This is a genomic window from Polycladomyces zharkentensis, assembly GCF_016938855.1.
Classification (GTDB): domain Bacteria; phylum Bacillota; class Bacilli; order Thermoactinomycetales; family JIR-001; genus Polycladomyces; species Polycladomyces zharkentensis.
This window is the reverse complement of record NZ_JAFHAP010000008.1, coordinates 197,870-221,037: the sequence shown is the minus strand read 5'-3', so window position 1 is coordinate 221,037 and position 23,168 is coordinate 197,870. Positions and strand designations below refer to the sequence as shown.

Below are 23,168 nucleotides of genomic sequence, written 5' to 3'. Positions count from 1 at the left end.
GATGAGCACCGCTCATACGTTCCACAAGGGGGATTCCGAGCAACGCCGCCTTTCATCCCACGATTAAAATACCCCAAGGGTACTTCCTATGGTCGCCGTGGGCTTTTAGGCGGCAGTTTCTGTAAATAGGTTTCCGCCATTTTGGATTTGCTATTCAAACCGTGTTGCATTTCATCACCCGATCCAACCAATCCCCAATCAGCACACGCAACGTCTCTCGTTGCTCAATGGACAAATTGTGTCCTGCGCCGTCAAGCACGGCAAAACTGGCTCGTGGATACATTTTCACCAGGGACCACGCATCGTGGAAACCGGTAATGTGATCTTGTCGGCCGGTTACGATCAGCACCGGGTGACCGAAAGGGGAATCCAACAAGTCCGGGTTGAAGTTGAAAGCGTAGTTCCGTTTGATCTTGGCCAAAAAACGGGTGTGCAAACGGGATAATTCCTCACCGGGAAGAAGCTCTCGTTTCATCATCTCCCAATGTTTTCGATCTTGAATCACGGCAATGGATTCCCACATCTCCTTCACTTCGTCAGTCAACGTGGCCACAAAGCATTCGTCGCGATACAAAACGGTCCGCTCCGGCAGAGTTCGTTTGCTTTTGTCGGGTTCTACAACCGGACAGACGAGGAGCATCCCGGCCACTTGAGAGATCCTTTTGGCCAAAACGCCCCGTGCCAGATAGCCACCGTAGGATTCTCCCGCGATCAGAAAAGCTTGGTCCCCGATGGTCTCATCGATCAGCGACAAAATGGCCCCCAACAAGTCGTCCGCACATTCGATCCCGTCCAGCTCCCCGGTTCTTCCCATTCCCGGCAAATCGGCATAGATTCTGCGCCAACCGTTCCGTTTCTGAAACAACGGCTCCATATATCCCATCATCGACCGGTGATCCAGACCGAATCCGTGCAGCATCAGAACCGGCATGCCGGACCCGATATCCCGGTGGTACAACATTTATCTCACGAACACCTCCAGATAGATCCCCGCCACCGCGAACATCCATCCAGCCATCCAGAAAACGACCACCACCTTCCACTCGGACCATCCGCAAAGCTCAAAATGGTGGTGTAACGGACTCATGCGGAAAATGCGTCTGCCCCGCCATTTGAACGAAATCACCTGCAAAATAACGGACAAGGCTTCCGCCACAAAAACCGCACCGATAATCGGTAAAAGCAATTCCGTTTTGGTGATGACGGACAATGCCGCCAATCCGCCTCCCAGCGCCAATGAGCCCGTGTCTCCCATAAACACTTTGGCCGGATGCGCGTTAAACGCCAAAAACCCGAGCAACGCCCCGATCACGGCCACTGCAAACAGAACCACGGCCAGATTGCTTTGCACCCAGCCGATCACGGCATAGGCAGTGTAGGCGGCCACAGCAGTTCCCGCCAACAACCCGTCCAGGCCGTCTGTCAGATTAACAGCGTTGGAAGTGGCGATCATGATAAACAACAACAGCGGAAGATACAGCCAGTTCAAGTGGATGATCCAGTCCGTTCCCGGTACGCCAACGGAAAAGATGTACCCGATCGTGTTGGGGTGAAATACCCGCACTTCCAACAACACCCAGAACAAAACCAGCCCGATGAAAAGCTGACCCAACAACTTTTGGCGAGCGGTCAACCCCAAATTGCGTTTCATCACCACTTTGATGTAATCGTCCAGAAACCCCAAAATGCCATAGCCCAGGGTGGCGAACAAAAGAAAAAACACGTCGGCGTTGACCAGTCTTTTCAGCCAATGCTGACTGAACGGAATGACGGTCAGCACGATCGCCGTGAGAAAGATCACACCGCCCATCGTCGGGGTTCCCGCCTTCTTCAGGTGTCCCTGTGGTCCTTCTTCCCGGATGCTTTGGCCGAATTTCAAACGGCGAAGAATGGGGATGACCACCGGGGACAGCACGATCGTTATCCCCAGCGCCACCAACAACACATTGATGATCAACAACCGATTCATCTCCTTTCCGGACAATCCGAGCCGGCAACAGGGAGGTTACTGTAGGGTTCTCCAGAGATTCCCAAATCCCTGTAGCCTATTTCGAATTTCCAAGGAGTGAACCGGTATCTGTCGTCGTCAATGCCCACGGATCGACTCCAGCGCAGACTTGTCAAGACGTTTGACAAGCGCTACCAAAAATTGCTTGGCCGCTTCCACATCCTCTTTATCGATCACGGACGCATGGGAATGGATGTAACGAGCAACGATGCCCACCGCCGCGGAGGGCACGCCTTTTCCTGTCAGGTGCGCTTGGCCGGCATCCGTTCCCCCTTGGGAAACGAAAAACTGGTACGGAATCCCTTCTGACTCCGCCGTATCCAGCAAAAACTCCCGCATACCGGGAAGCGTGACCATCGTCCGGTCGAAGATGCGGATGACCACCCCTTTGCCGAGTTTGCCGAATCCGTCGCGCACTCCGGGTGTATCCCCGGCCGGACCTGCATCCACGGCAAAAAACACATCCGGTTCGATCATCTGGGCGGATGTTTTCGCTCCGCGGGCGCCCACCTCTTCCAGAACGGTGGCACCCGCATAAACGGTATTGGGGTGGGGAGTGCCTTTCAGTTCCCGCAACAGCTCGATCGCCATCCCGCAACCAAAGCGGTTATCCCACGCTTTGGTCATGATCCGTCTGCCGGTGGCCATTTCCACATAAGGACAGACAGGAACGGCTGCATCACCGGGCTGAATACCCAGCGATTCGACTTCATCCCTGTCCCGTGCACCAATGTCGATAAACATTTTCTGAATGTCCACCGGCTTTTTACGCGCTTCCACATCCAACAGATGAGGCGGCACGGAGCCGATCACACCGGGGATTCGCTCTCCTTTTTCATTGATGATCTCCACCCGTTGCGCCAGCATCACTTGGCTCCACCATCCGCCCAACGGTTGGAATTTGAGAAAGCCATCTTCGGTGATGCGGGTGATCATCATGGCTACTTCATCCATATGTCCAGCCACCATCACCCGGGGGTGTTCCTCGTCACCCCGCTTGACGCCGAACACGCTGCCCAACCGGTCCTGCACAACCTCATCGGCCAGCGGTTCCAGGTGTTTGCGTATCACCCGGCGCAATTCCTGTTCAAAACCGGGTGCTGCAGGTGTCTGTGTCAGTTCTCGAAACAGTTCCCATTGAATCATTGGTTCGTCATCCTTTCTCCATTTACAGAAATGGCTGTCAAAAAGCCCGCGGGCGTCCATAGGAAGTACCCTTTGGGTATTTGCATTGTGGGATGATGCTTTGCCCGTGATCCCCTTCACGGGGATTGTTGGGGCATACACGAATGACTTGCCATCCATCGCGACTTCCGGTAAAGTGTGTAAAGAGGAGTGAGTGACGTGATTACCAAAGAAATGATTCAACGCATTAACGAATTGGCCCGCAAGCAAAAAAATGAAGGCTTAACCCCGGAGGAAAAGCGCGAACAAGCCCAGCTTCGCCAGGCTTATTTGCAATCGATCCGCGGACAGCTTCGACAGCAACTGGATCGCATTCGTTTTGTCGATTGAGCGGGCATCCGCTTTGATTATATCAAAGTATGGGAAATTACGGGCTTTCAGCCCAATTGTTTTTTGCATTTGGTTTGTAGTGTAGACCGGTTGTTGATATGAATTGATCTGTCTTATATGATGAAACAAAGATCTTCCATTTATTTCGAGGTGATCCCCCTTGATGCCCTTCAAGGAACTGGCGCGTTTGGACAAAACCGTGCACGAGCCTGCCCGCCTGGCGATCATGTCCGCTCTGTATGCCTGTACTATAGCGGAGTTCCTGTTTTTACAGGAACTGACCGGGTTGACAAAAGGAAACCTGTCGTGTCACCTGTCCAAATTGGAAGAAGCAGGTCTGATTGAAGTGGACAAACACTTCATTCGCAAAAAAATTCCACAAACCACCATCCGGATCACACCCAAAGGTCGGTCGACGATGGAAGCATATTGGAAGAAGGTGGACGACATCCGCTCGGTGATCCAACAATGGCGTCCTGTGGAAACCAGTCGTTAGCAAACCGGTTGTCCATCCGTCTCTGACAGGATATGATGAAATCGTCATCAACATCTGCAATGGAATCCTTGTGCCATATGTCGACGCATATATTGATGATGCCAATCTGTAAAAAAGGAGAACCGGAGATGCAAGCATCATTGAAAGTCATGTTAAAAGAACTGACGGAAGCATTCGGTCCATCAGGATACGAGCAACCGGTACGCGATGTGATGCGGAAATGGGTCGAACCCCATGCCGATCACATCACCACCGACAACCTCGGTTCCCTGATTGCCGAAAAACGGGGGACGCAGGATCGACCGCGGGTGATGTTGGCCGGACATTTGGATGAAGTGGGTTGGATGGTGACCCGGATCACCGACGAAGGCTATTTGAAGTTTCAACCGTTGGGCGGATGGTGGAGCCAAGTGTTGCCGGCCCAGCGCGTTGAAGTTCGGACTCAGCAAGGTACATTGCTGGGGGTCATCGGCTCGCAGCCTCCCCATTCGCTCCCGCCCGCCAAACGTAAGGAAGCGGTGGAACTCAAGGATCTGTTTATCGATATCGGGGTGGCGGACCGGAACGAAGCCGAAGCCATGGGGGTTCGTCCCGGCGATCCCATCGTCCCCCACTCGCCGTTTACGGTGATGGCCAATCCGAAGTATTGGTTGGCCAAAGCAATGGACAACCGAATGGGCTGCGCGGTAGCCGTGGAAGTGATGCGCAGGTTGGATCAGAAGGAGTTACCGGGCACCCTGTATGCGGTGGGAACGGTCATGGAAGAAGTGGGCATTCGCGGTGCCGGAACCTCCGCAGCCGTGGTGGACCCGGACGTCGCCATCGTGATCGATGTGGGGTTGGGCGGAGACATACCGGGCACCTCGCCGGATCAAGCTCCCTGTCATCTGGGAAAGGGTCCGCTGGTCGTCATTTACGATGCACTGCACATTGCACACCGCGGCTTGCTCCAGATGCTCAGGGATACGGCAAAAGAGCTGGATATCCCATTGCAGTATGAGAGTATCGACCGCGGTGCCACCGATGCCGGCCGCATTCATTTACACCATCAAGGTGTACCGACGATTTCCGTAGGGATTCCGTCACGGTATATCCACAGCCACACTTCCATTATTCATGAAGATGACTTGGAACAGCTGGTTCAATTGCTGACCGCGCTGGTGAAAAAGCTGGATCTCACGACTGTGGAACGTCTCCATCAATACTAAGTCGTATAGATGGAAATAACGGCTCTGTTCGCGATTAAGCGAAAGAGCCGTTATTCATTGGGGATGGAAACATCCAGCCCATGGTTTATCAGCCGGTTAACCTGTGGACGCTGCTTTTTTGGTTGGCAGGCGTTTGCCTTGACATCTCCAATTTCTTTTGCACCTTTTTCCGGACTTGTGGCCGAAGCGTTTTCATGATCCATTCCAGCAGCAACTCCCGTTTCTCCTCGTCGGTCAGACCATAGCGATCTCCGGCTATCTCACGGGCCCGTTTCGTTACTTCCTGCAAGGCAAGCGCCGCTGCTACGGAGATGTTGAAACTTTGCACAAAGCCATACATGGGAATATAGAATTTCCCATCCGCCAGGTTGGCTGCTTCCTTCGAGATTCCCTTGTGCTCGTTGCCGAAAATGAGCACGGTGGGCTTGGAAAGGTCGATTTCCCCGATCGGAACAGCATCATCCCCAAGATATGTGGCGTAGATTTGATAACCCTCCGACTTCAAATCTTTTATCGCCGTTTGCAGATCGGGCTTCTTTCTGATCGTCAGCCATTTATGGGAACCTTGAGTAATCTTCTTGCTCGGTTCAAACGGTTTATTCCCGGTGACAACGGAGATATTCTGGATGCCAAAGGCATCCGCCGTCCGCAGAACCGCTGCTTGGTTGTGTCCGTCATCAACAGCTTCAAGCAAAACCGAGATATATCTTGTACGTTGATTCAACACCTGATACAACCGCATCAATCGCTCAGGCTGGATCATCTCCCATATCCAGCGCTCTTTTTCCTGCAATAAACCTGTTTCCAACAGCATTTGGATCAAATCATTTTCTTTCCCGGACTTTTGAGTTGATACTCGCAACTTTTCTCCCCCCTCTCCCATATTTTTATAGGCGTTAGGAAGTTGGCCAGGTGGCCACCCATCGTATCTCTTTTCAGCTTGTACCACAATACTCGTTGCTCTCGTCAGTTTGTGTGATCGCAGAAACTCACCTTTTTTCGTTTCTCATATTATTTCATTACGACTTCCATTTGATGATCACACCACAAGGGTTACAGTGCTTTCATCAGATCCATTATACTAACACATAAGTGAAATTCACTCAAATGTAAATAACAGAATATTATCCATTATTTACCGTTGGTGAACATACACGATGACTCGATCGCTTCGGACACGCACTTTCCTCATCGGTTCACGCATGAAACCCAAAATGGATGGGATATGTGCCCTCTCTGTGATTGACTAAAGTTACTAAGACAACGACAACACGGTCACCTTTTTGCATGCGGATCTCCGGTTCTGGAGAGGACCCGTTCACAGTTCACGTATTCTCCAACATTCTTCAGTTTTAAGACTCCCGCTTTCGCCGTGAGATGAAACTTTTTCACCGTCGCGTTCGTCTTTGCATCATTTGAGAACCGGGAAAACATGCATAACCAGCTTAACTGTTTCCTGACCATCGCTTTTTGTAATGATATCTATCAAACATTTTTATTGTTCTTTATTAAATAATTATAATAATATTGTTGTATGAATTTCCTGTATGGCACTGGAGGGATCAATGTGACGAAGTGAAAAACGGCCATTGTTGGTGCAACGGGAATGGCCGGTCAACAATTTGTCTTGGCATGATCCCGACATCCGGAGTTGGAAGTGGTACAGATGGTTACCTCACGAAATAGCAAAACATACGAAGCAGCTTTGCTGGAGGATGATGGTTCACCTGCTGTTGGAGCGCGGGATCTCATGATCGAGTTCTTGGATATAAGGCGATGACGGGAATTGAAGGTCGCCTTGGCAAGACGACCTTTTTTCGCTTTAAGACCATATCATATTCGCTTTGGATCGTATTGAAACGATCACAATCATACAATATCGCTTCTGTTCCTTTTGATATAGGAGGATGTGAAAATGATCGGCGCGACTTTACATGGTTTGGTATTGGCATTTGGTTTGATCATTCCGCTTGGAGCACAAAATGTGTTTGTGTTTAACCAAGGAGCAGTACAATCTCGTTTCTTAAGAGTACTGCCTGTTATCATTACAGCTTCCATTTGCGACACCTTATTAATTGTTGCCGCTGTACTGGGTGTTTCTTTTGTCATATTAACTGTTTCATGGTTGCAATTTGTATTATTTGGTATCGGTATTTTCTTTCTCTTGTATATGGGTTTGTCAGTGTGGCGTTCCCATGGGGGCTCTCCAAGTCATCGCGAAGAGGAAGTTTCACCTAAAAAGCAAATTGCATTTGCTGCTTCGGTTTCCCTATTGAATCCTCATGCTATTTTAGATACTGTAGGAGTGATTGGAACCAACTCTCTAAGTTATACAGGAACAGAAAAGATGGCTTTCACCCTGGCATGCATATTTGTTTCATGGGCTTGGTTTTTCGGACTGGCTATAGCTGGAAGAATCGTTGGGAACATCGATCGTACCGGTACGATTGTTGGTAAAATCAACAAGTTGTCTGCGTTGATTATTTGGGGCGTAGCCTTATATCTCATTTATCAATTGTTTTGGGGCGCTAATACCGGCTAAAGGTATTTTGTGGACATGGCTCTCCGGGTTGGTTCCCGCAAGCCCGGTACTTTTTAAGAGGTTGAGAGAACGTTTGATTTCATATTCCCAAATGACTTGAGTTTCGATTCTCAAGTCATTTTGTGTTTATTCAGGAACCTCGGGGATGACGCGTTCATATTCATCCTGAACATCGTTAATGGCTAACATTTACACCTCAAGCGACTTACGGCTTGCATGTCCAGAATAGGCTGGATATCCCCTACTTTTGAGCCACGTTAACAAGAAGTGACGTAACTTATGCGGTGAAATAGACTGAACCATGCCGGCCGATCATCAGATGAAAGAGAGAACAAAGATGCTAAGAAACCTTTCTTTGTAGTAAAAAATGGACAACAATATAAACATGACCATCCGGGAAGGGGTTTTCATTATGGAGTGGTACAAGAATGTAAATACAGATGCAAAAGTAGCTTATTTATTAACCTTGACTTGCTGGGAATGGGTGGAAGAGAAAAAACATAGTGGAGACGAACTTTATGAGAGGTTCAATGATGAAGATGATGGGTTAATTTTGATTGAAGGATATGATGAAATAAAAGAAAATCCTCAAGCCAAGTTCGTCTTGTTTTGTATCATGGATGCAGTATGTTACGCGATATGGCAAGCCTATCAATATGAAAAGGCAGATGATGTTCCGCAAATCCTGGAAATGGAAAGTGATCAACCATTGATCAGTTTGATGAGATTTTGAGTCAGATTTGAATGTGTCGAATTAGCCTGAAAGAAGGCTTGTCCCTGAGTAAAGGAGATAATCCTTAAGTGTCCATTCGCTCCCCCATTTGCTCGGAGATCAAACGTTTGCTACGAGCAAACATCATTTCCAAACAGTCCATTTACCTTGACTTCGTCCCGTGCAGCAATCGCTTCCACCAAGCGTTCATAAGTTTCATAGCCGGCCTTTAGATCACCATAAGGTTCAATATGGCGTACATGTGACGTATGGAAAAGTCGTTGCACAGAAAGTCTTACCGCTTTAAGGCTATTTGCGCAAGTGCCATGTGGAAATCGAGATCAGCTGCGCCGTGTGCATTAGCGCGTCTTTGACCACCATTTTCAAATCATTTCATCGTGCGTATTTGATTTATTTCCTGATTGTTTGCTTCCCGTGCCTGATAAGCTTACAAATACGCGTGCCTTAATTCCTCGGTATCTTCCGCTGCACCAAACCATCCTTCCAACTGTGGTTGGGCACTACAAACAATGGTCCCAGTGAATAAGTCACGACTAAATTAAATCTTATTCATTATTTCAGATCTAAATATTTTTTTATTACTACTTTCTGGCGAATAATGATCCAGTAAATATTGCTTCAGAATGCTCTCCCAGTTTTCATTATATCCATGTATTTTCCTTATATTTGTAATAAACTCATCAATCGTATCATCATCGACAGTCTCAATGGGCTGTGGTAAATATTCATCATTTTCATGTTTATATGCTTGCCATATTGTATATGCAATTGCATCAATGATACATAACCATATCCTCTCTTGTTGAGGGTCATCAGTCAACAGCTCATAAATACTAACCCCACCATCGTCTTCGTTATCTAACATAAGATAAAGCTCATCTCCACTATATTTCTTTTCTTCTACCCACTCCCAACACATGTCGATCGTTTTTCCCGCCTGATGATACCCTTCTTCATGGTCTATTTGATCCATCACTTTTTCTGTTAATGTCAATAAATAAGCCACTCTCGCATCTGTATTCACATTCATGATCCATTCCATGAAAGGAACGCCTCCATTATTTAATTAATTTTCTATTTTTAAAGTCTTTTTGGGATAGAGGGACATCGCTACAGCTAAAAAAGAATACCACCAAGATGCAAAAGAGACCGTACGGCGAAACTATCCTGTTTTTACAATTGTCTCAACGACGCTCCTCACCGGCTCTCCTTTGAAACGCAAAATGTTTCCCTCCTAACTGCCACTCACAACATTATATTGTAAGTCTCATTGATGATGTTTTTGTGGAAACATTGATCCCGATTTCCAAACCCGGACTGGTAGATGTTTCGAATAACCAAGAATCCACATGGTTAGGATATAAGTCAAACAAAATGCCGGGTGGGTCTATATGAAGAAAATCATTTTTATTTGGATGGCTTGTTTCATCATCCTTTTTCTCCCCATGCAACAGATTGATGGAAATGAGGAAACCAACTGCAAGGTCCTTGAGCAAATTTTTGGTACGAAAGCCAAAGTGGAGAATGGGGTTTGCAAGGTGGAAATTGCGCGTAATATCCCCATTACTTACAAAGGAATCAAACTATCCCCGGAAACAATGGAGTTGGAGTTTATCGCCACATTTGAACAAACAAACGGAAAAACAGTGGTGATGGGAGAGTTTTCACTGCTTGAAAGCGAAGTAACTTCAGTATTGGATACGTTCCGTAAAGGAAATATAGATTTCTGCGATACACAATCACTGGATTCATGAAAAACCACGCATCATTTATTTACATTTCCAGGGAATCGGGAACATGAGAGATCTTGCCCGGACAGTGAAAGCAGCTATTCAAGCGACAAAATCCTAATAAGAATACATATAGCCGATCGCCGCTAAGGGGATCGGCTATGGTTTCGTCGACAACTATCGCCGTTTTTCCTCCCAAACTGAATCAATCGAGACTGTTCAATCCGACCATCCTTTCTTGCAGGAAATGAAGCCCATCCATTGACTGCAACGAAAAGGATTTTCCAGGTCATCTCATACACAAAGTAGTTTCCTCGATACTCAGAAGGTAAGCTGATATTTTTTCAGCTTCATATAGAATCCCTTGCGGCTCATACCCAGACGTTGGATGGCTTCCGTCTTGGTCCTGGATTCCCGCAGGGCCTTGATGATCATTTCTTTTTCCACCTGCTCCACGACCTCTTTCAGGTTTGCTTTGGCAGGGGCTTCCTTTTTCAAGGAAGGAGCCGGGGTTTCTTCTCTGCACTCACCAATGGCGTTCTGGTTGCCTTTGACCGACTCCCAGATGTGCTGCGGCAGGTGCTGAACATCCAGAAGCTGCCCTTCGGAGAGGACGTACATGTACTCGATACAGCTTTGCAGTTCCCTCACGTTGCCGGGCCAGGAATACTGTTTAATCATGTCCAGGACCCGTGGAGAAAAGGCTTTCTGCCGACCATGTCGTTCCTCCAGTTGCCGCTTGAAGTGCTCGGCTAACAGGAGTACATCGGAAGCACGTTCCCTGAGGGGCGGGAGGTGGATGGGGATCACGCTGATCCGATAGTAAAAATCGGGGCGGAACTTCCCATTTTCCACCATGGACTCCAGGTTGCGATTGGTGGCGGCGATGAGACGGAAGCGGACAGAGCGGGCTTTGGTCCCCCCTACCCGGATCACTTCCCGCTCCTGAAGCACCCGAAGCAGCTTGGATTGGAGTATGGGGCTGATTTCTCCGATTTCATCCAAAAACAGCGTTCCGCCCTCAGCCTGCTCAATCAGACCAGGCTTACCTCCCTTTTGTGCTCCTGTGAATGCGCCGGCCTCATAGCCGAAAAGCTCTGATTCGATCAGGGTCTCCGGGATGGAAGCCATATTGAGTGCGACAAAAGGGCCGTCAGAGAAGGGGCTGGCTTCATGAATCGCCTTTGCAAACACCTCTTTCCCTACCCCGGTCTCTCCTCTGAGGAGCACGGTGGTATCCGTCTGGGCCACCTTTTTTGCGATGTAAATCACATTTTTCAACTCACGGCTCTCGCCGATCAATCGACTGAAGGGGTCCTCTCCCTCCACCGCTTTTTCCTTCTTGCACCATACGGGGGGCGACGGGAGGGAGGAGTCGGCGGAAAACAGGGAAACTGGACGAAAAATGCCGATTGCTCCGACTTTTTCCCCTTCTTCGTCGTAAACGGGAAAACTATTGCCCACGATATCCATTCCAACGGATTCGATATAGGAGTAATCGTGATAGACCGGCCGCTCCGACTCCAACACCTCGATGATCCGGGCTTTGGGCTCGATGTCGGATAAACGCCTGCCAATCACCTTATTCCTGGGGACGCCAATCAGCCGGGAATAGGCACTGTTGGCATGAAGGATCTCCGTATCGTTGCCGATAAACAGGAAAATCTCATCCAAATGATCCAAGATACTGAACCAGTTTTTTAGCAAAACCTGCTGGCTCTTGCCCATCTTTTCCCCCCGGAAGAGCTGATACGTTGTTGTTTTTATTTTTTCATTCATTCTGAATAGAGTCAACATGAGGTATAACATTCCAGCAGCAGAGGGGATGGGACCTGACCGGGATTTCGTCAACCAAAACTCGAAACATTCAAGCCCCGGGTGATCCTCCATACCTCTGCCCAACCCGCAGCACCATTTCGCACATCAACGGCATGCCGGCCGATTACACTCAGGAAAACAACAACCGGATGTGCCGAAACCTTCTTTGGGGGTTGAAACAGTCGAACCTCCTATCCACCCATTTTATTGAAACGACGACCACCGGGGTTCACGGGGCTCCCAATTTCACCATTCCAGAAGGCTTCTTGACCGTCGAGACCCAAGACGGGAGAGACATCATCCCTTATGCGGGAATGGCCACATCCTGGTATCACATGAGCAAAGCGAACGACATCAACAACCTCTTTCTGGCATCCCGGATGTGGGGGCTCACCGTAACCGATGTCCGCACCTCGATCGTATTCGGTACGCAGACCGAAGAAACCCGCATGGACCCCCTTCTGGACACGCGGTTCAATTTCGATTTCTATTTCGGGGTTGTGGCCAACCGCTTCTGTGCCCAGGCTCTTGCGGGGTTCCCGATTACGGTGTATGGGAAAGGGGAACAGAAGAAGCCGATGATCACCCTGGATGACGCCATCCGTTCCCTGGTCCGGACCGTCGAACTGCCGGCGGACGGCGGTTTCCACGTATACAATCAGGCAACGATGCTGATCAGCCCAAAGATCTTGCCCATTCAGTTAAAGAAGCGGGGCGCAGGGAAGGGATCCAAGTGGACATCCGGTCACTGCCCAACCCGCGGAAAGAAAACGAAACCCATCAGATGTGGATGGTTCAAAGAAATGCTTCTTCCAGGGCGACCTTCCTCCCTACAGGATGAAATCAACCGGATCATCCGGGATCTGAAACCCTACCGTCATACCTTGAGGACATATTCCGACCGCTTCATGAATGCATAATAAAGCTCCCGGGACGGAGCTTTTTCCGGTGCGGTTGATGCGAAGGGTGGAGGTGACCAGCGTCAGATAAATGGGAGAACGCCTTGTCGATGATGTGGTGTCGACCCAGATTTATTTCGTAATCAATTCAAGTTCCACGGGATAGACTACACTGTTTCCCCCTTGGCGGCCTTGACGGGACAACCCCTCTCACTCGCCCGACAACATCCTGCCGAGGGGGCGCAACAAATTCTGCACGAAATGAGTGGGACCTGGCAAGTCCGGGAAATAGATGAGCAACAGCCACAATCCCCACCCGATGGCGGTGAACACCAACAGGGCCGCCTTCTCCTTTTTACGCCCCCGGTTGATTTTCGGCCACTCGAACAGCACGATCAGCACGCTGACCACCGTGGCCGCCAACACCTTTGCCCAATTCACGCCGCTTCACCTCTCCTCCGGCAGGCCTGCCGGTCGGTCGGTTATCCCGGGCCGGCGGATGTGCACACGGACCTGGATGTCCACTTCCAACCGGGGAAACACCTGCTCATTCCAGCGATCCTTCATCTTGTCCCACTCCTCGGGGTATTCCCGGTGGAACGCCCCGGCGAACCCGAGGACGTCCGCCCGGGCTTTTTTCTGCATTTTTTCCACTGTCCAGCGGAGACGGTCCCGAACGATCCGCTCCATCGCCCGGGCGACCCGGTCGACGTTCGACGGATTGTACAGAGACAGGCGGGTGCCGTTAAATTGCACATCGTCCTCGGCGGTCACCTTCAGGAGGATCCGCCGTTTCTTCTCTTCGATCTTGGGGATCAGCTCGGCCTCCGACTTGGTCACTTCCAGGGAGACATATCCCCTTTCCCCCGGGAGACGGGTGTTGATAATCCTGGAGGTAAATTCATTCCGAATCCACAACAGCCCTTCTTCCGCTTTCCGATCCAGGTGATCCACCATTTTATCCCCCCGGAAGACGGCGGCGCCATTCAGGGCCAGAGTGGTGTCGTTCACCTTCATTACCATGGGGATGACCGTGGCTTCCGCGTCACCGGACATCTCCTGCAGCACCCGCATGATGGTCATGTCGACCGCCCGCTCCAATCTCACCATCTTATAAAGGTTTTCCGTGGCGGTGGATTCCCCCGGCACAACGGTCTCGAAGATCTCCTTCGGCGTACCTTTGGACACGAACAGAAAGGCATCCTTCCTGAACCCGGGAAAGCGCGCAAAGAAATCCAGCGCTTCCCGAATCCCCGTTTTGGCCAGCCGCTTCCCCAACACAACCACTTCTTGGTGGCCCGTGAAAATGCGCCGGCCCATTTTTTCCTGCAATTTGGCTTTCGCTTCGGGGATGGTGATGCCCCGTGCGGAAAGGATTATTTGCTGCTGTCCGCCTCCCCCTCCTCCGCTCTCCGTGCCGGCGCGCACGGGAATCGCTTGCAGGATCGTCACTTCGATCTGCCCGTCCTCTGTCCGGTCGATTCCAACGGCCCGGATCAGGGCGATCTCGTTTAATTCCTTCCGGTCCCAGCAACCGGGGAGGATCGGGAGGGAGACTATCAGCAACAGGCACAAGGCCTTTTTCCCGGCTCCCTTCAGGTGGCCCGCTCTCATCATGCCCTCCCCTCCTTCCGCGTCCCCTTTACTTTCCGGATCCCCGCCACCGCCAGCAGCCCCAAGGGTATCACCACCTGCACCAGGTGGCTGTAGAACACGCCTTCCCCATCGAGGAACCGGTTCAAAAAGGAGAGATTCGGCGCGGTCCAGATGCTGAAGGCGACCAGGATGAAGGCGATGGGCAGCGACAGGGGTTTGTAGTCGGACAGACCCAGCCACTGGGCGGATCCCAGAACGGCGACGTATTGGAAAAGACAGATCTTGGCGAAGATGATGGTCAACCACATCGCCAGCAAAAAGGCATCGATGTGTTCAAAAAAACCCGCCAGACTGATGAGCCGGAACGTTTCAAAGAGCGGATAGAGGAAGGTCGCTGATTGGTTTCCCAACACAAACACGGCGATCAGATCGAACACTAGCAGAGTCAACACCGACCCGAAGACGGAGACGGCACCCCATCGTCCCGCTTTGTCCTGTTCCTTCACGTAGGGCAGCAGAAAAGCGGCCAAAAAGTATTCGCTGTACCAGATCGACGGGTTCACCGCCCCTCTCACCACAGGACCGACTCCGTGCTCCAGAATCGGAAAGAGGTTCTTGACATCCCACTCCGTCGACGACAAAACCGCAAGGATCGCCAAGACGGTGAAGGCCGGCACGGTGAGGAATTGGGCAGTACGGACAATGGTCTCCAACCCGCCCCGGACGGCGGCCGCACAGACCAAGGCCATTCCGCCCATCACCACCGCCGCGGGCGTCTCCGGCAAAAACACGCCAGTCACAAGCTCCGCATAATACCGGAGCACGAAGGAGCAGGCATGGATGTAGACGATCCAATAGAGCAGGGCGATCCCCTTGCCGAACCAGCCGAGAATCCGGGGACTGTACTGGATGATCGTCTCCCCGGGAAACCGCCGGTGGAGCTTGAGTGCAACATAAAAAGAGACGCCGCTGAAGGCCGCCACCAGGGGAGTCAGCCACATGTCCTGTCCCGCCCACTTGGCCGCCAGATGGGGCGCGGTCAGAATCTTGACACCGACACAGCCAACGTACAAGATCAGGGCCATCTGGCCGGCACTGATGCGTCCCCGCTCGATCATCCCTGTTCCTTCTCTCATCTTCATCTCTCCCCTCCTTGCTCCGGCCCCGGTTTTTGGTCCGACGACTGCCGGTATTCGTTGGGGGATAGACGCGGACGCTGATTCATCTTCCACCACGGGGACCGCCAGAGGGCATCCTTCAGTTCCTTGGGCCGGAACGGTGCGAGGGGGGCGAGATACGGCGCGCCGAAGGAACGGAGCGTAGCCAAATGGACCGCAAGGGCGATCAGCCCCAGGGAAAAGCCGACCATGCCGAAGGACCCCGACAGGATCAACAGGGGAAAGCGGAGAACGCGCATGCTAAACCCCAACGCATATCGGGGAATGGAGAACGAAGCGATCCCGGTGATCGCCACGACGATTACCACCGGAGCGGAGACCAGTCCCGCCGTTACCGCCGCTTCCCCGATAATCAACGCGCCCACGATGGAGACGGCGGGACCGACAATTTTCGGCAGGCGGAGGCCGGCCTCCCGCAACGCCTCAAAGGCAATCTCCATCAACAACGCTTCTACGATGGTCGGGAGGGGAATCTTTTCCCGGGCCGCCGCGAAGTTGAAGAGCTGCTCCGTGGGCACCGCTTCCGGGTGAAAGGTGATCGTGGCCACGTAAAAGGACGGAGCGGTCAGGGAGAAGAAAAACAGCAGGTATCGCAGCCAACGGACGGCTGTGGCATAAGTGAAACGGACATAGTAATCCTCCGCGGCCTGCAAAAGCGTCGGGAAGTTGAGGGGCATGGTCATCACCTCGGGCGATCCGTCCGTAATGATGGCGACCCGTCCCGACAACAAGTCGGCGGCCACCGTATCGACCCGTTCGGTGACGTTCATCTGGGGAAACGGCGAGTAGGGGTTGTCCTCGATCAGTTCCTCGATATACCCGGATTCCAAGACCCCGTCGATATCGATCCGCTCCAGCCGCCGTTTCACCTCGTCCAGCACGCCTTGGTTGACAATTCCCTCGATGTACGCGACGATGACCCGGGTTTGGGTATAACGGCCCAGCCGCATTTCCTCCATTTTCAATTGAGGACTCTGGATTCTGCGGCGCAACAGGGCGGTGTTCGACAAGGCCGACTCGATGAATCCCTCCTTGGAGCCTCGGATCACCGGTTCGCCTTCCGGCTCGCTGATCCCCCGCTTCTCCCATTTTTGCAGCCCCAGGTTCAGTGCCCGGTCCCATCCGTCAATGAACAGTACGGGATCGCCGGACGCCACATGCTTGACACACTCCTCAAAGGTTTGAACCGGTTTGGCGGAGACAATGGGCAGCTCTTCCCGAAAGAACCCTTCGATCTCCTCCGGACGGGTGAGGGAGGCTTTCATCAAGGGAGCCAGGGCATGATCGTTCAGTTCCTCGATGTCGGCCATGTTATCGATGTAGACGATTTCCGCCTCGATTTCCTTTCCGATCCGGAATGGACGGAATGTGACATCGTCACACCGTTCGAACAAATCCTTCATCACCCGGCGGTTTTTCTCCAGTTCGGGATGGAGGGCGACCTGCAAACCTTCCCCCGAACTGGGAATAACCGGATCACTTCCGCTGTTCTTCCGTTTTCTGCGCCTGCGAAATCCTCTGAACCCAGACATGGATGACAGCTCCCCCTTCGATATCTATCCATTATTTTGTACTAAAGCAAAAAAAAGAAAACACAACCGGGAAACAAAAGGATAAAAAAATCCGTTCCTCAAAGGAACGGTCCTTGATAATCATTTCTTTTTCCACCTGCTCCACGACCTCTTTCAGGTTTGCTTTGGAAGAGGCTTCCTTTTTCAAGGAAAGAGCCGGGGTTTCTTCTCTGCACTCACCAATGGCGTTCTGGTTGCCTTTGACCGACTCCCAGATGTGCTGCGGCAGGTGCTGAACATCCAGAAGATGCCCTTCGGAGAGGGCGTACATGTACTCGATACAGCTTTGCAGTTCCCGCACGTTGCCGGCCGCCTTTTCCTTCTTGCACCATACGGGGGGAGTCGGCAGAAAACAGCGAAACCGGGGGAAAATACCAACCTACCCTACTTTTTCTCTTCGGCGTAGACGGGAAAACTATTACCCGATATCCATGCCCACGGATTCGATATAGGAGTAATCGTGATAGACCGGCCACTCCGACTCCAGCACCTCGATGATCCGGGCTTTGGGCTCGATGTCGGATAAACGCCTGCCAATCACCTGATCCCTGGGGACGCCAATCAGCCGGGAATAGGCACTGTTGGCATGAAGGATCTCCGTATCGTTGCCGATAAACGGGAAAATCTCATCCAAATGGTCCAAGATGCTGAACCAGTTTTTTAGCAAAACCTGCTGTTTTTACCCATCTACCTCCTCGGAAGAGCTGATACATTTCCGTTTTATTTTTTCATTCATTCTGAATAATATCAACGAGCGGGGGGAAACGCTTCTTCCTCATGCTTGTTTTTGCTTTTTCAGTTCTTCTTCCTGCAGCACCCGCCAGAGGATTTTACCGCTTCCAGACATGGGAAGAGAGCGAACAATCTCCACGATACGAGGGTATTTGTACTCTGCCATCTGTCCCTTGGACCAGACAATGATGTCTTTTTCCGTGACAGTGCCCACCGCTGTCTCTTTCAGGACGATAAACGCTTTCACCGTCTCGCCGCGGCGATCATCAGGTGCGCCGATGACGCACGCATGCTCCACAGCGGGATGTTTGTACAGGATGGATTCAACCTCCGCAGGCCATACTTTGAACCCGGCAGCATTGATCATGCGCTTGAGGCGATCGATGATAAAGAAATAACCTTCCTCGTCGTATTTGCCGATGTCGCCTGTGCGGAAAAACGTCTTCCCATCGATCTCGACGAAAGCCTTGTTGTTTTCCTCCGGACGATTCCAGTATCCTTTAAACACCTGTGGCCCGCGCACGACAATCTCCCCTTCTTCACCCGGGCCGAGTTCCCGCAGGGTTTCGGGATCGACAACGCGTGCATCGACGTCGAAGGACGGAACCCCGACGCACTGCAGTTTTGGACGATCCAGTGGATTGAAATGAGTCTGTGCCATCGTCTCGGATAATCCGTACCCTTCGACGTAGCGAATCCCCGTCAACTGGTACAACTTCTCTCCCACTGCTTTCGGCAGGGGCGCTCCTCCACCCCCGATGAGGCACATCGAATGGAGACGGTATTTGGACAAATTGGGGTTTGCCAGAAAATCCACCACCATTGTCGCGATGTTTGTCCAGTGCGTGCACTTTGCCCGCTCAATCAACTGAGCCGCAACATTCCGATGCCAGCGGGTTAAGAGCACGATTGTGCTGCCTGCGTAAATCGGCGCATTCATACTGTGTTGCAAACCGGTCACGTGAAATAAAGGCAGCGTCGCCAAAATGGTGGCATTCGGGGTGAGCTGATACCAAGCACAACTGCCGACGATGTTCGCCTGGACCGTCCGGTGCGTGTGGATGCAGCCCTTCGGCTTACCGGTCGTCCCCGACGTATACGGGAGTACCGCCAAGTCATCCGCCCCCGCTTCAATCGGACCCGGTCGATATCCTCCGGCCAGTGCTTCGTTCCAGGATGTCACCGCAGTGTTGTCGATGTCACGCCGGGCAGCAGCTACCGCCTCTGGCAGTTCATATTCGACCGTTCCGGGTAAATAATCCGAATACGCAGCGACAATGAGATGTTTGAGAACGCCTTTCTGCAAAACGGGGGCGATCCGTTCATACAGTTCCTGACCGATGATGGCTACCTTTGCACCGCAATCTGTGACATAGAACGCCAATTCATCCGTGGTATTCATGGGGTTGATCGGGACTACCACCGCGTTCGCACGCAGGATGGCGTAAAAGGCAACAATGTATTGCGGCGAGTTCTGCATGTAAAGAACGACCCTGTCACCTTTTGCCACGCCCAGTTCTGTCTGAAGATACCCTGCGAGCGCATTCGCTTCATCACACAGTTTTCGATAGGAAATGGTGTTTCCATAGTAATGGATGGCAGTCTTTTGCGGGTAACGCCGGGCAGAAACCTCAAGGTTGTCGTATATGGTCGTCTCCGGGATGGTCAGTGTGGTTGGCAGACGTTTCGGCCAGAACTGAAAATGGCGCTCCGTCATCATTTCACACCTCACCTTGAATGTTGGAACCATCGTTCCCATTCTGAAGCACTTGACTTTTACCTACAGGCTATTTCGCCATTGAACCACCATCGACCGCGAGGATCTGCCCAGTGACGAAATCGGAGGCCGCCGATGCGAAATAAAGGGCCGCTCCTTGCAGATCACGTTCTCCCCCGACCCGTCGGAGGGGCGTAGCCTCGATAATCCGGTCGTAACCGCGTTCCAGCACGACTTTCGTCATCTTCGTGGGAAAAAAACCGGGTGCGATCGCGTTGACACAAATGTTGTAGCGAGCCCATTTCACAGCCAGATCTTTGGTCAGCGTGATCACCCCGCCTTTGCTTGCATTGTAACCGACCGCGTCCAATGCCTCCGGCTCAGAGCCTCGCAATCCGGCCACAGACGCAATGTTGATGATCTTGCCGCCCCCCTGATCGCGCATGTGACGGCCGACGGCCTGAGACATCAGGAATGTGCCTGTCAGGTTGGTTTGGATCACCTTTTGCCACGCTTCATAGGGCATGTCAAAAGCCGGCGCGCCCCAAGAGGTACCGGAATTGTTGACCAAGATATCGATGCGGCCGAAGCGTTCGATGGTCTTGGCGACGACTTCGTTCACCGAGTCAGGATGGGTGACATCCAAGGGAAGCGCAACAGCCTCTCCCCCCTGTGCCTCCAGTTCAGATTTCACTTGTTCACAGTTCTCCACCCTTCGAGAACAGAGCACGACTTTCGCGCCGGCTTCCACATAGGCTTGGGCAATCTGCTGCCCCAATCCCCTTCCTCCGCCAGTCACGATGGCGACTTTTCCGTCCAAACGAAATAAATCGAATACGGTCAACTTTATCACCCCATCCCAGTTGGTTGGCAATTAGAAGTATCCGCTTACCCGGGAATCCCAACAAGTATGGAAGCAGGCGATGGCTCAACCCATCACCTGCGTTTTTCTAATCCCTGAAGACGAGAAAATCGACACTGCCCTTGGCGACAACCTGCCCTTTTTGGTTTTTGGCAAAAACGTCGAAGGTGACGAGCTCTCCCTCCTCTGTGTATTGGGTTTCGACGACTTTGCCGCTGATGGTGAGCGCGTCACCAACGAAGACCATGCCTGCAAACCGGGTGTAAAAGCGCTGAATAAACCCCTGGTCCAAATAAGGGGTAAACAGGCGCGCCATGGTGGCCATGGTCAGCATCCCGTGGGCAATCACCCCGGGCAAGCCAGCTTGTTCGGCCGCTTCGTCGATGGTGTGAATCGGGTTGAAATCCCCGGAAGCCCCGGCGTATTTGATCAGCTGCAACCTCGTTACCGGCGGCAGTGTCACTGCCGGCAGCTCTTGCCCTTTTTGCCACGTTAACGCGACCGGTTTCATCCCGCTATCCCCCTTTTCACCGCTTCGGTGACCACCACCGTCGTGGTTGCGGTAAAGATGGGCTCACCTTCCCGGTCTTCCCCGATCCGGTCAAAGACCAGAAAGGTGAGATGGCCGCTTTTCCCCTTTTTCTCGGTCACATCCTTTAACACCGTGTAGCAGGAGACCTCTTCCCCGACAAAGAGGGGGCGGCGGTATCGGAAGGTCTGATCGCCGTGGATCAACCCGCTCTCCGGCAGGCTCAACCCCTCGATCCGTCCGTAGTCAAAAGTCATCGGAAAGGTGGGCGGGGCGATCAACCGCCCCCAACGGCTCTTTCTTGCCTCTCCCTCGTCAAAATAGAGCGGATTCAAATCCTGAATCGATTCGGCAAATCGCTTTACCGCTCCCCGCTCCACCCAGTTGGTCACCGGCTCGGAACGCTTTCCGATCAAGTGTTGCCACATGGGACTCACCTCGCGGATCAATCTTTGGGTCCTCCGGCTACGTACAGCACCTGTCCGTTGACATAAGATGCCTCTTCCGAAGCGAAGAAAAGGCAAGCAGTGGCGATATCCTCCGGTTTTCCGACTCTTCCTACCGGAATCTCCTTCACCCACATCTCCAAGAGCTGGTCGAAATCCACCCCGATTCGAGCCGCCGTCGCCCGGGTCATCTCGGTATCGATAAATCCGGGGGCGACGGCGTTGCAGGTAATGCCAAATTTCCCCAACTCGATGGCCAAGGTCTTGGTGAATCCTTGCAGGCCCGCCTTGGCGGCGGCGTAGTTGGCTTGACCTCTGTTTCCCAAGGCGGAGGTGGAGGAGATGTTGATGATGCGACCGTACTTTTGCTCCACCATATACTTCTGAGCCGCCCTGCTGCAGTAAAACGCTCCCTTCAGATGAACATTCATCACCGTCTCCCAATCCTCGTCGCTCATCTTAAAGAGGAGGTTGTCCCGGATCACCCCGGCGTTGTTCACCAGGATATCCAAGCGGCCGTAGCGATTCACCGTCTCCTCGACGGCCGCCTCCACTTGGCCGCGGTCTGTGACGTCCACCCGGACGGCAAATACCGTAAGCCCCTCCTTTTCCAGCTCTTCAGCAGAAGTGTACACTCCTGCCTCATCGATATCCGTCAAGCACACCTTGGCTCCTTCTCGGGCAAAACGCCGGGCAATCGCTTTGCCGATCCCCCGTCCGGCCCCGGTGATAAAGGCGACGCGATCCTTCAATCGCATGATGATTCCTCCTCACTTACCGATAAAGTTGGGCTTCCGTTTCTCGAAAAAAGCGGCGATCGCTTCCTTGTGATCCGCTGACCTGCCGCAAGCCGCCTGGAACTCGGCTTCCCGGTTCAGAGCAGTGGCCAGGTCGCTTTCAAAGCTTTGCCACAACATCCTTTTGCTCAAGCCGAGGGCTTTGGTGGGAGCCTGTGTCAAGCGCCGTGCGAAAGCTTTCGCCTCTTTGACCAACTCCTCCTCCGCCACCACTTTGTTGACCAAACCGATGCGGTACGCTTCCTCAGCGTCCACCGGCTCCCCGGTCATAGTCATCTCCAACGCCCGGCCCAATCCGATTATCCGGGGAAGGAAGAAAGAGGTGGCGGCATCGGGAACCAAGCCGATGTTGATAAAAGCCATGCAGTATTTGGAACTGGGGGCGGCGATGCGAAAGTCGCAAGCGAGAGCCACGCCTAAGCCCGCCCCGTAGACCGGTCCGTGAAGGGCGGCAACAAAGGGCTTTTCGATTTCCTGGATTCTGAGCAAGAGTCGGTTATAGGTCTTCCTGAGATATTCCCCGAGATCCACTTCCCCGGTTGCCTCCTTGATCACTTTGATGTCTGCACCGGCGCTGAACCCCCGGCCGCTCCCCGTCAGCAGGATACAGCGGACATCGGCATCCCCGGCCGCCAGGTTCACCGCTTGATAGATCTCTTCATGCATTTGCTCGTCAAAAGCGTTCAGCGCCTGGGGACGGTTCAGTGTGATCGTTGCCAACCCTTCCTCTTTCTCAAAAAGGATCGTTTCAAACATGGTCAGGCCCCTTTCTGCCTTATATTTATATTTGG

General features: G+C 52.2%; 24 protein-coding genes and 1 pseudogene. 7 read left to right on the top strand and 18 right to left on the bottom strand.

Annotated elements, in window-relative coordinates:
* Positions 1–154 precede the first annotated feature (154 nt).
* The 3 genes from JQC72_RS08275 to JQC72_RS08265 all read right to left on the bottom strand — a co-directional run bounded on the left by JQC72_RS08275 (position 155) and on the right by JQC72_RS08265 (position 3,154).
* Positions 155–961 (bottom strand): alpha/beta fold hydrolase, encoded by an 807-nt coding sequence (locus JQC72_RS08275; protein WP_205494687.1) that lies wholly within the window; start codon positions 959–961, stop codon positions 155–157.
* Positions 962–1,969, bottom strand: a complete 1,008-nt coding sequence (mraY, locus tag JQC72_RS08270) for a phospho-N-acetylmuramoyl-pentapeptide-transferase (protein WP_205494685.1) — start codon at positions 1,967–1,969, stop codon at positions 962–964. It lies immediately after the preceding gene.
* Between the two features lie 117 nt (positions 1,970–2,086).
* The gene (locus JQC72_RS08265) at positions 2,087–3,154 is read right to left on the bottom strand and encodes a M42 family metallopeptidase (protein WP_205494683.1); all 1,068 of its coding nucleotides are present in this window, start codon (positions 3,152–3,154) and stop codon (positions 2,087–2,089) included.
* 213 nt (positions 3,155–3,367) lie between these two features.
* Here JQC72_RS08265 and JQC72_RS08260 point away from each other — a divergent pair, with 213 nt between their 5' ends.
* From JQC72_RS08260 to JQC72_RS08250, 3 genes are all read left to right on the top strand, one after another.
* Positions 3,368–3,523: a DUF896 domain-containing protein gene (locus JQC72_RS08260; protein WP_205495310.1), complete on the top strand. Its 156-nt coding sequence runs from the start codon at positions 3,368–3,370 to the stop codon at positions 3,521–3,523.
* Between the two features lie 163 nt (positions 3,524–3,686).
* On the top strand, positions 3,687–4,019 hold the full coding sequence (locus JQC72_RS08255) for a transcriptional regulator (RefSeq protein WP_205494681.1): 333 nt from the start codon (positions 3,687–3,689) through the stop codon (positions 4,017–4,019).
* 128 nt (positions 4,020–4,147) lie between these two features.
* Positions 4,148–5,227: a M42 family metallopeptidase gene (locus JQC72_RS08250; RefSeq protein ID WP_302104608.1), complete on the top strand. Its 1,080-nt coding sequence runs from the start codon at positions 4,148–4,150 to the stop codon at positions 5,225–5,227.
* Between the two features lie 88 nt (positions 5,228–5,315).
* Here the strand turns inward: JQC72_RS08250 and JQC72_RS08245 are convergent, their stop codons facing one another.
* Entirely contained in the window at positions 5,316–6,041 is a 726-nt protein-coding gene (locus tag JQC72_RS08245) for a TrmH family RNA methyltransferase (protein WP_302104707.1), read from the bottom strand.
* A 1,101-nt stretch (positions 6,042–7,142) separates the two neighbouring features.
* On the opposite strand from JQC72_RS08245, the gene JQC72_RS08240 reads away from it, so the two are divergent.
* Together JQC72_RS08240 and JQC72_RS08235 are read left to right on the top strand one after the other, a co-directional pair.
* Positions 7,143–7,769 carry a LysE/ArgO family amino acid transporter gene (locus JQC72_RS08240; protein ID WP_205494679.1) on the top strand — a complete coding sequence of 209 codons (627 nt, stop codon included), beginning with the start codon at positions 7,143–7,145 and terminating at the stop codon, positions 7,767–7,769.
* 412 nt (positions 7,770–8,181) lie between these two features.
* Entirely contained in the window at positions 8,182–8,502 is a 321-nt protein-coding gene (locus JQC72_RS08235; RefSeq protein WP_205494677.1) for an Imm6 family immunity protein, read from the top strand.
* Between the two features lie 538 nt (positions 8,503–9,040).
* On the opposite strand, the gene JQC72_RS08230 is transcribed toward JQC72_RS08235, so the two are convergent.
* Positions 9,041–9,544 (bottom strand): Imm6 family immunity protein, encoded by a 504-nt coding sequence (locus JQC72_RS08230; RefSeq protein WP_205494675.1) that lies wholly within the window; start codon positions 9,542–9,544, stop codon positions 9,041–9,043.
* Between the two features lie 349 nt (positions 9,545–9,893).
* Here JQC72_RS08230 and JQC72_RS08225 point away from each other — a divergent pair.
* Positions 9,894–10,353 (top strand): annotated as a pseudogene (locus tag JQC72_RS08225) (DUF1259 domain-containing protein).
* A 200-nt stretch (positions 10,354–10,553) separates the two neighbouring features.
* On the opposite strand, the gene JQC72_RS08215 reads toward JQC72_RS08225, so the two are convergent.
* Positions 10,554–11,960 (bottom strand): sigma-54 interaction domain-containing protein, encoded by a 1,407-nt coding sequence (locus JQC72_RS08215; RefSeq protein WP_205494673.1) that lies wholly within the window; start codon positions 11,958–11,960, stop codon positions 10,554–10,556.
* A 263-nt stretch (positions 11,961–12,223) separates the two neighbouring features.
* Here JQC72_RS08215 and JQC72_RS08210 point away from each other — a divergent pair, with 263 nt between their 5' ends.
* Positions 12,224–12,970, top strand: coding sequence for a Rossmann-fold NAD(P)-binding domain-containing protein (locus JQC72_RS08210; protein WP_205494668.1), 747 nt, complete (start codon positions 12,224–12,226; stop codon positions 12,968–12,970).
* Positions 12,971–13,159: 189 nt separating this feature from the next.
* On the opposite strand, the gene JQC72_RS08205 is transcribed toward JQC72_RS08210, so the two are convergent.
* From JQC72_RS08205 to JQC72_RS08150, 12 genes are all read right to left on the bottom strand, one after another.
* Positions 13,160–13,390: a hypothetical protein gene (locus JQC72_RS08205; RefSeq protein WP_205494666.1), complete on the bottom strand. Its 231-nt coding sequence runs from the start codon at positions 13,388–13,390 to the stop codon at positions 13,160–13,162.
* 6 nt (positions 13,391–13,396) lie between these two features.
* Positions 13,397–14,566, bottom strand: coding sequence for a Ger(x)C family spore germination protein (locus JQC72_RS08200; protein ID WP_205494664.1), 1,170 nt, complete (start codon positions 14,564–14,566; stop codon positions 13,397–13,399).
* Positions 14,563–15,687: a GerAB/ArcD/ProY family transporter gene (locus JQC72_RS08195; protein ID WP_205494662.1), complete on the bottom strand. Its 1,125-nt coding sequence runs from the start codon at positions 15,685–15,687 to the stop codon at positions 14,563–14,565. The genes JQC72_RS08200 and JQC72_RS08195 overlap by 4 nt, the downstream gene beginning before the upstream one ends.
* A complete protein-coding gene (locus JQC72_RS08190) occupies positions 15,684–17,255 on the bottom strand; it encodes a spore germination protein (RefSeq protein WP_205494660.1) in 1,572 nt (523 codons plus the stop codon). The genes JQC72_RS08195 and JQC72_RS08190 overlap by 4 nt, the downstream gene beginning before the upstream one ends.
* 31 nt (positions 17,256–17,286) lie before the next feature.
* On the bottom strand, positions 17,287–17,595 hold the full coding sequence (locus JQC72_RS08185; RefSeq protein ID WP_205494658.1) for a hypothetical protein: 309 nt from the start codon (positions 17,593–17,595) through the stop codon (positions 17,287–17,289).
* Positions 17,596–17,712: 117 nt separating this feature from the next.
* The gene (locus tag JQC72_RS08180; RefSeq protein ID WP_205494656.1) at positions 17,713–17,961 is read right to left on the bottom strand and encodes a PAS domain-containing protein; all 249 of its coding nucleotides are present in this window, start codon (positions 17,959–17,961) and stop codon (positions 17,713–17,715) included.
* Positions 17,962–18,069: 108 nt separating this feature from the next.
* Positions 18,070–19,743 (bottom strand): long-chain fatty acid--CoA ligase, encoded by a 1,674-nt coding sequence (locus tag JQC72_RS08175; protein ID WP_205495302.1) that lies wholly within the window; start codon positions 19,741–19,743, stop codon positions 18,070–18,072.
* Between the two features lie 70 nt (positions 19,744–19,813).
* On the bottom strand, positions 19,814–20,587 hold the full coding sequence (locus JQC72_RS08170) for an SDR family oxidoreductase (RefSeq protein WP_205494654.1): 774 nt from the start codon (positions 20,585–20,587) through the stop codon (positions 19,814–19,816).
* Positions 20,588–20,693: 106 nt separating this feature from the next.
* Entirely contained in the window at positions 20,694–21,116 is a 423-nt protein-coding gene (locus tag JQC72_RS08165; protein WP_205494652.1) for a MaoC/PaaZ C-terminal domain-containing protein, read from the bottom strand.
* On the bottom strand, positions 21,113–21,562 hold the full coding sequence (locus JQC72_RS08160; protein WP_205494650.1) for a MaoC family dehydratase N-terminal domain-containing protein: 450 nt from the start codon (positions 21,560–21,562) through the stop codon (positions 21,113–21,115). The genes JQC72_RS08165 and JQC72_RS08160 overlap by 4 nt, the downstream gene beginning before the upstream one ends.
* Positions 21,563–21,579: 17 nt before the next feature.
* A complete protein-coding gene (fabG, locus tag JQC72_RS08155) occupies positions 21,580–22,338 on the bottom strand; it encodes a 3-oxoacyl-ACP reductase FabG (protein WP_205494643.1) in 759 nt (252 codons plus the stop codon).
* A 12-nt stretch (positions 22,339–22,350) separates the two neighbouring features.
* Positions 22,351–23,133, bottom strand: coding sequence for an enoyl-CoA hydratase/isomerase family protein (locus tag JQC72_RS08150; RefSeq protein ID WP_205494640.1), 783 nt, complete (start codon positions 23,131–23,133; stop codon positions 22,351–22,353).
* Between the last annotated feature and the right edge of the window lie 35 nt (positions 23,134–23,168).

What these genes read in the sequence shown, in the direction of transcription:
- JQC72_RS08275 (WP_205494687.1), bottom strand. Translation starts at nt 961, where the DNA reads ATGTTGTACCACCGGGATATCGGGTCCGGCATGCCGGTTCTGATGCTG.
- mraY (WP_205494685.1), bottom strand. Translation starts at nt 1,969, where the DNA reads ATGAATCGGTTGTTGATCATCAATGTGTTGTTGGTGGCGCTGGGGATA.
- JQC72_RS08265 (WP_205494683.1), bottom strand. Translation starts at nt 3,154, where the DNA reads ATGATTCAATGGGAACTGTTTCGAGAACTGACACAGACACCTGCAGCA.
- JQC72_RS08260 (WP_205495310.1), top strand. Translation starts at nt 3,368, where the DNA reads ATGATTCAACGCATTAACGAATTGGCCCGCAAGCAAAAAAATGAAGGC.
- JQC72_RS08255 (WP_205494681.1), top strand. Translation starts at nt 3,687, where the DNA reads ATGCCCTTCAAGGAACTGGCGCGTTTGGACAAAACCGTGCACGAGCCT.
- JQC72_RS08250 (WP_302104608.1), top strand. Translation starts at nt 4,148, where the DNA reads ATGCAAGCATCATTGAAAGTCATGTTAAAAGAACTGACGGAAGCATTC.
- JQC72_RS08245 (WP_302104707.1), bottom strand. Translation starts at nt 6,041, where the DNA reads ATGCTGTTGGAAACAGGTTTATTGCAGGAAAAAGAGCGCTGGATATGG.
- JQC72_RS08240 (WP_205494679.1), top strand. Translation starts at nt 7,143, where the DNA reads ATGATCGGCGCGACTTTACATGGTTTGGTATTGGCATTTGGTTTGATC.
- JQC72_RS08235 (WP_205494677.1), top strand. Translation starts at nt 8,182, where the DNA reads ATGGAGTGGTACAAGAATGTAAATACAGATGCAAAAGTAGCTTATTTA.
- JQC72_RS08230 (WP_205494675.1), bottom strand. Translation starts at nt 9,544, where the DNA reads ATGGAATGGATCATGAATGTGAATACAGATGCGAGAGTGGCTTATTTA.
- JQC72_RS08215 (WP_205494673.1), bottom strand. Translation starts at nt 11,960, where the DNA reads ATGGGCAAGAGCCAGCAGGTTTTGCTAAAAAACTGGTTCAGTATCTTG.
- JQC72_RS08200 (WP_205494664.1), bottom strand. Translation starts at nt 14,566, where the DNA reads ATGATGAGAGCGGGCCACCTGAAGGGAGCCGGGAAAAAGGCCTTGTGC.
- JQC72_RS08195 (WP_205494662.1), bottom strand. Translation starts at nt 15,687, where the DNA reads ATGAAGATGAGAGAAGGAACAGGGATGATCGAGCGGGGACGCATCAGT.
- JQC72_RS08190 (WP_205494660.1), bottom strand. Translation starts at nt 17,255, where the DNA reads ATGTCTGGGTTCAGAGGATTTCGCAGGCGCAGAAAACGGAAGAACAGC.
- JQC72_RS08175 (WP_205495302.1), bottom strand. Translation starts at nt 19,743, where the DNA reads ATGACGGAGCGCCATTTTCAGTTCTGGCCGAAACGTCTGCCAACCACA.
- JQC72_RS08165 (WP_205494652.1), bottom strand. Translation starts at nt 21,116, where the DNA reads ATGAAACCGGTCGCGTTAACGTGGCAAAAAGGGCAAGAGCTGCCGGCA.
- JQC72_RS08160 (WP_205494650.1), bottom strand. Translation starts at nt 21,562, where the DNA reads ATGTGGCAACACTTGATCGGAAAGCGTTCCGAGCCGGTGACCAACTGG.
- fabG (WP_205494643.1), bottom strand. Translation starts at nt 22,338, where the DNA reads ATGCGATTGAAGGATCGCGTCGCCTTTATCACCGGGGCCGGACGGGGG.
- JQC72_RS08150 (WP_205494640.1), bottom strand. Translation starts at nt 23,133, where the DNA reads ATGTTTGAAACGATCCTTTTTGAGAAAGAGGAAGGGTTGGCAACGATC.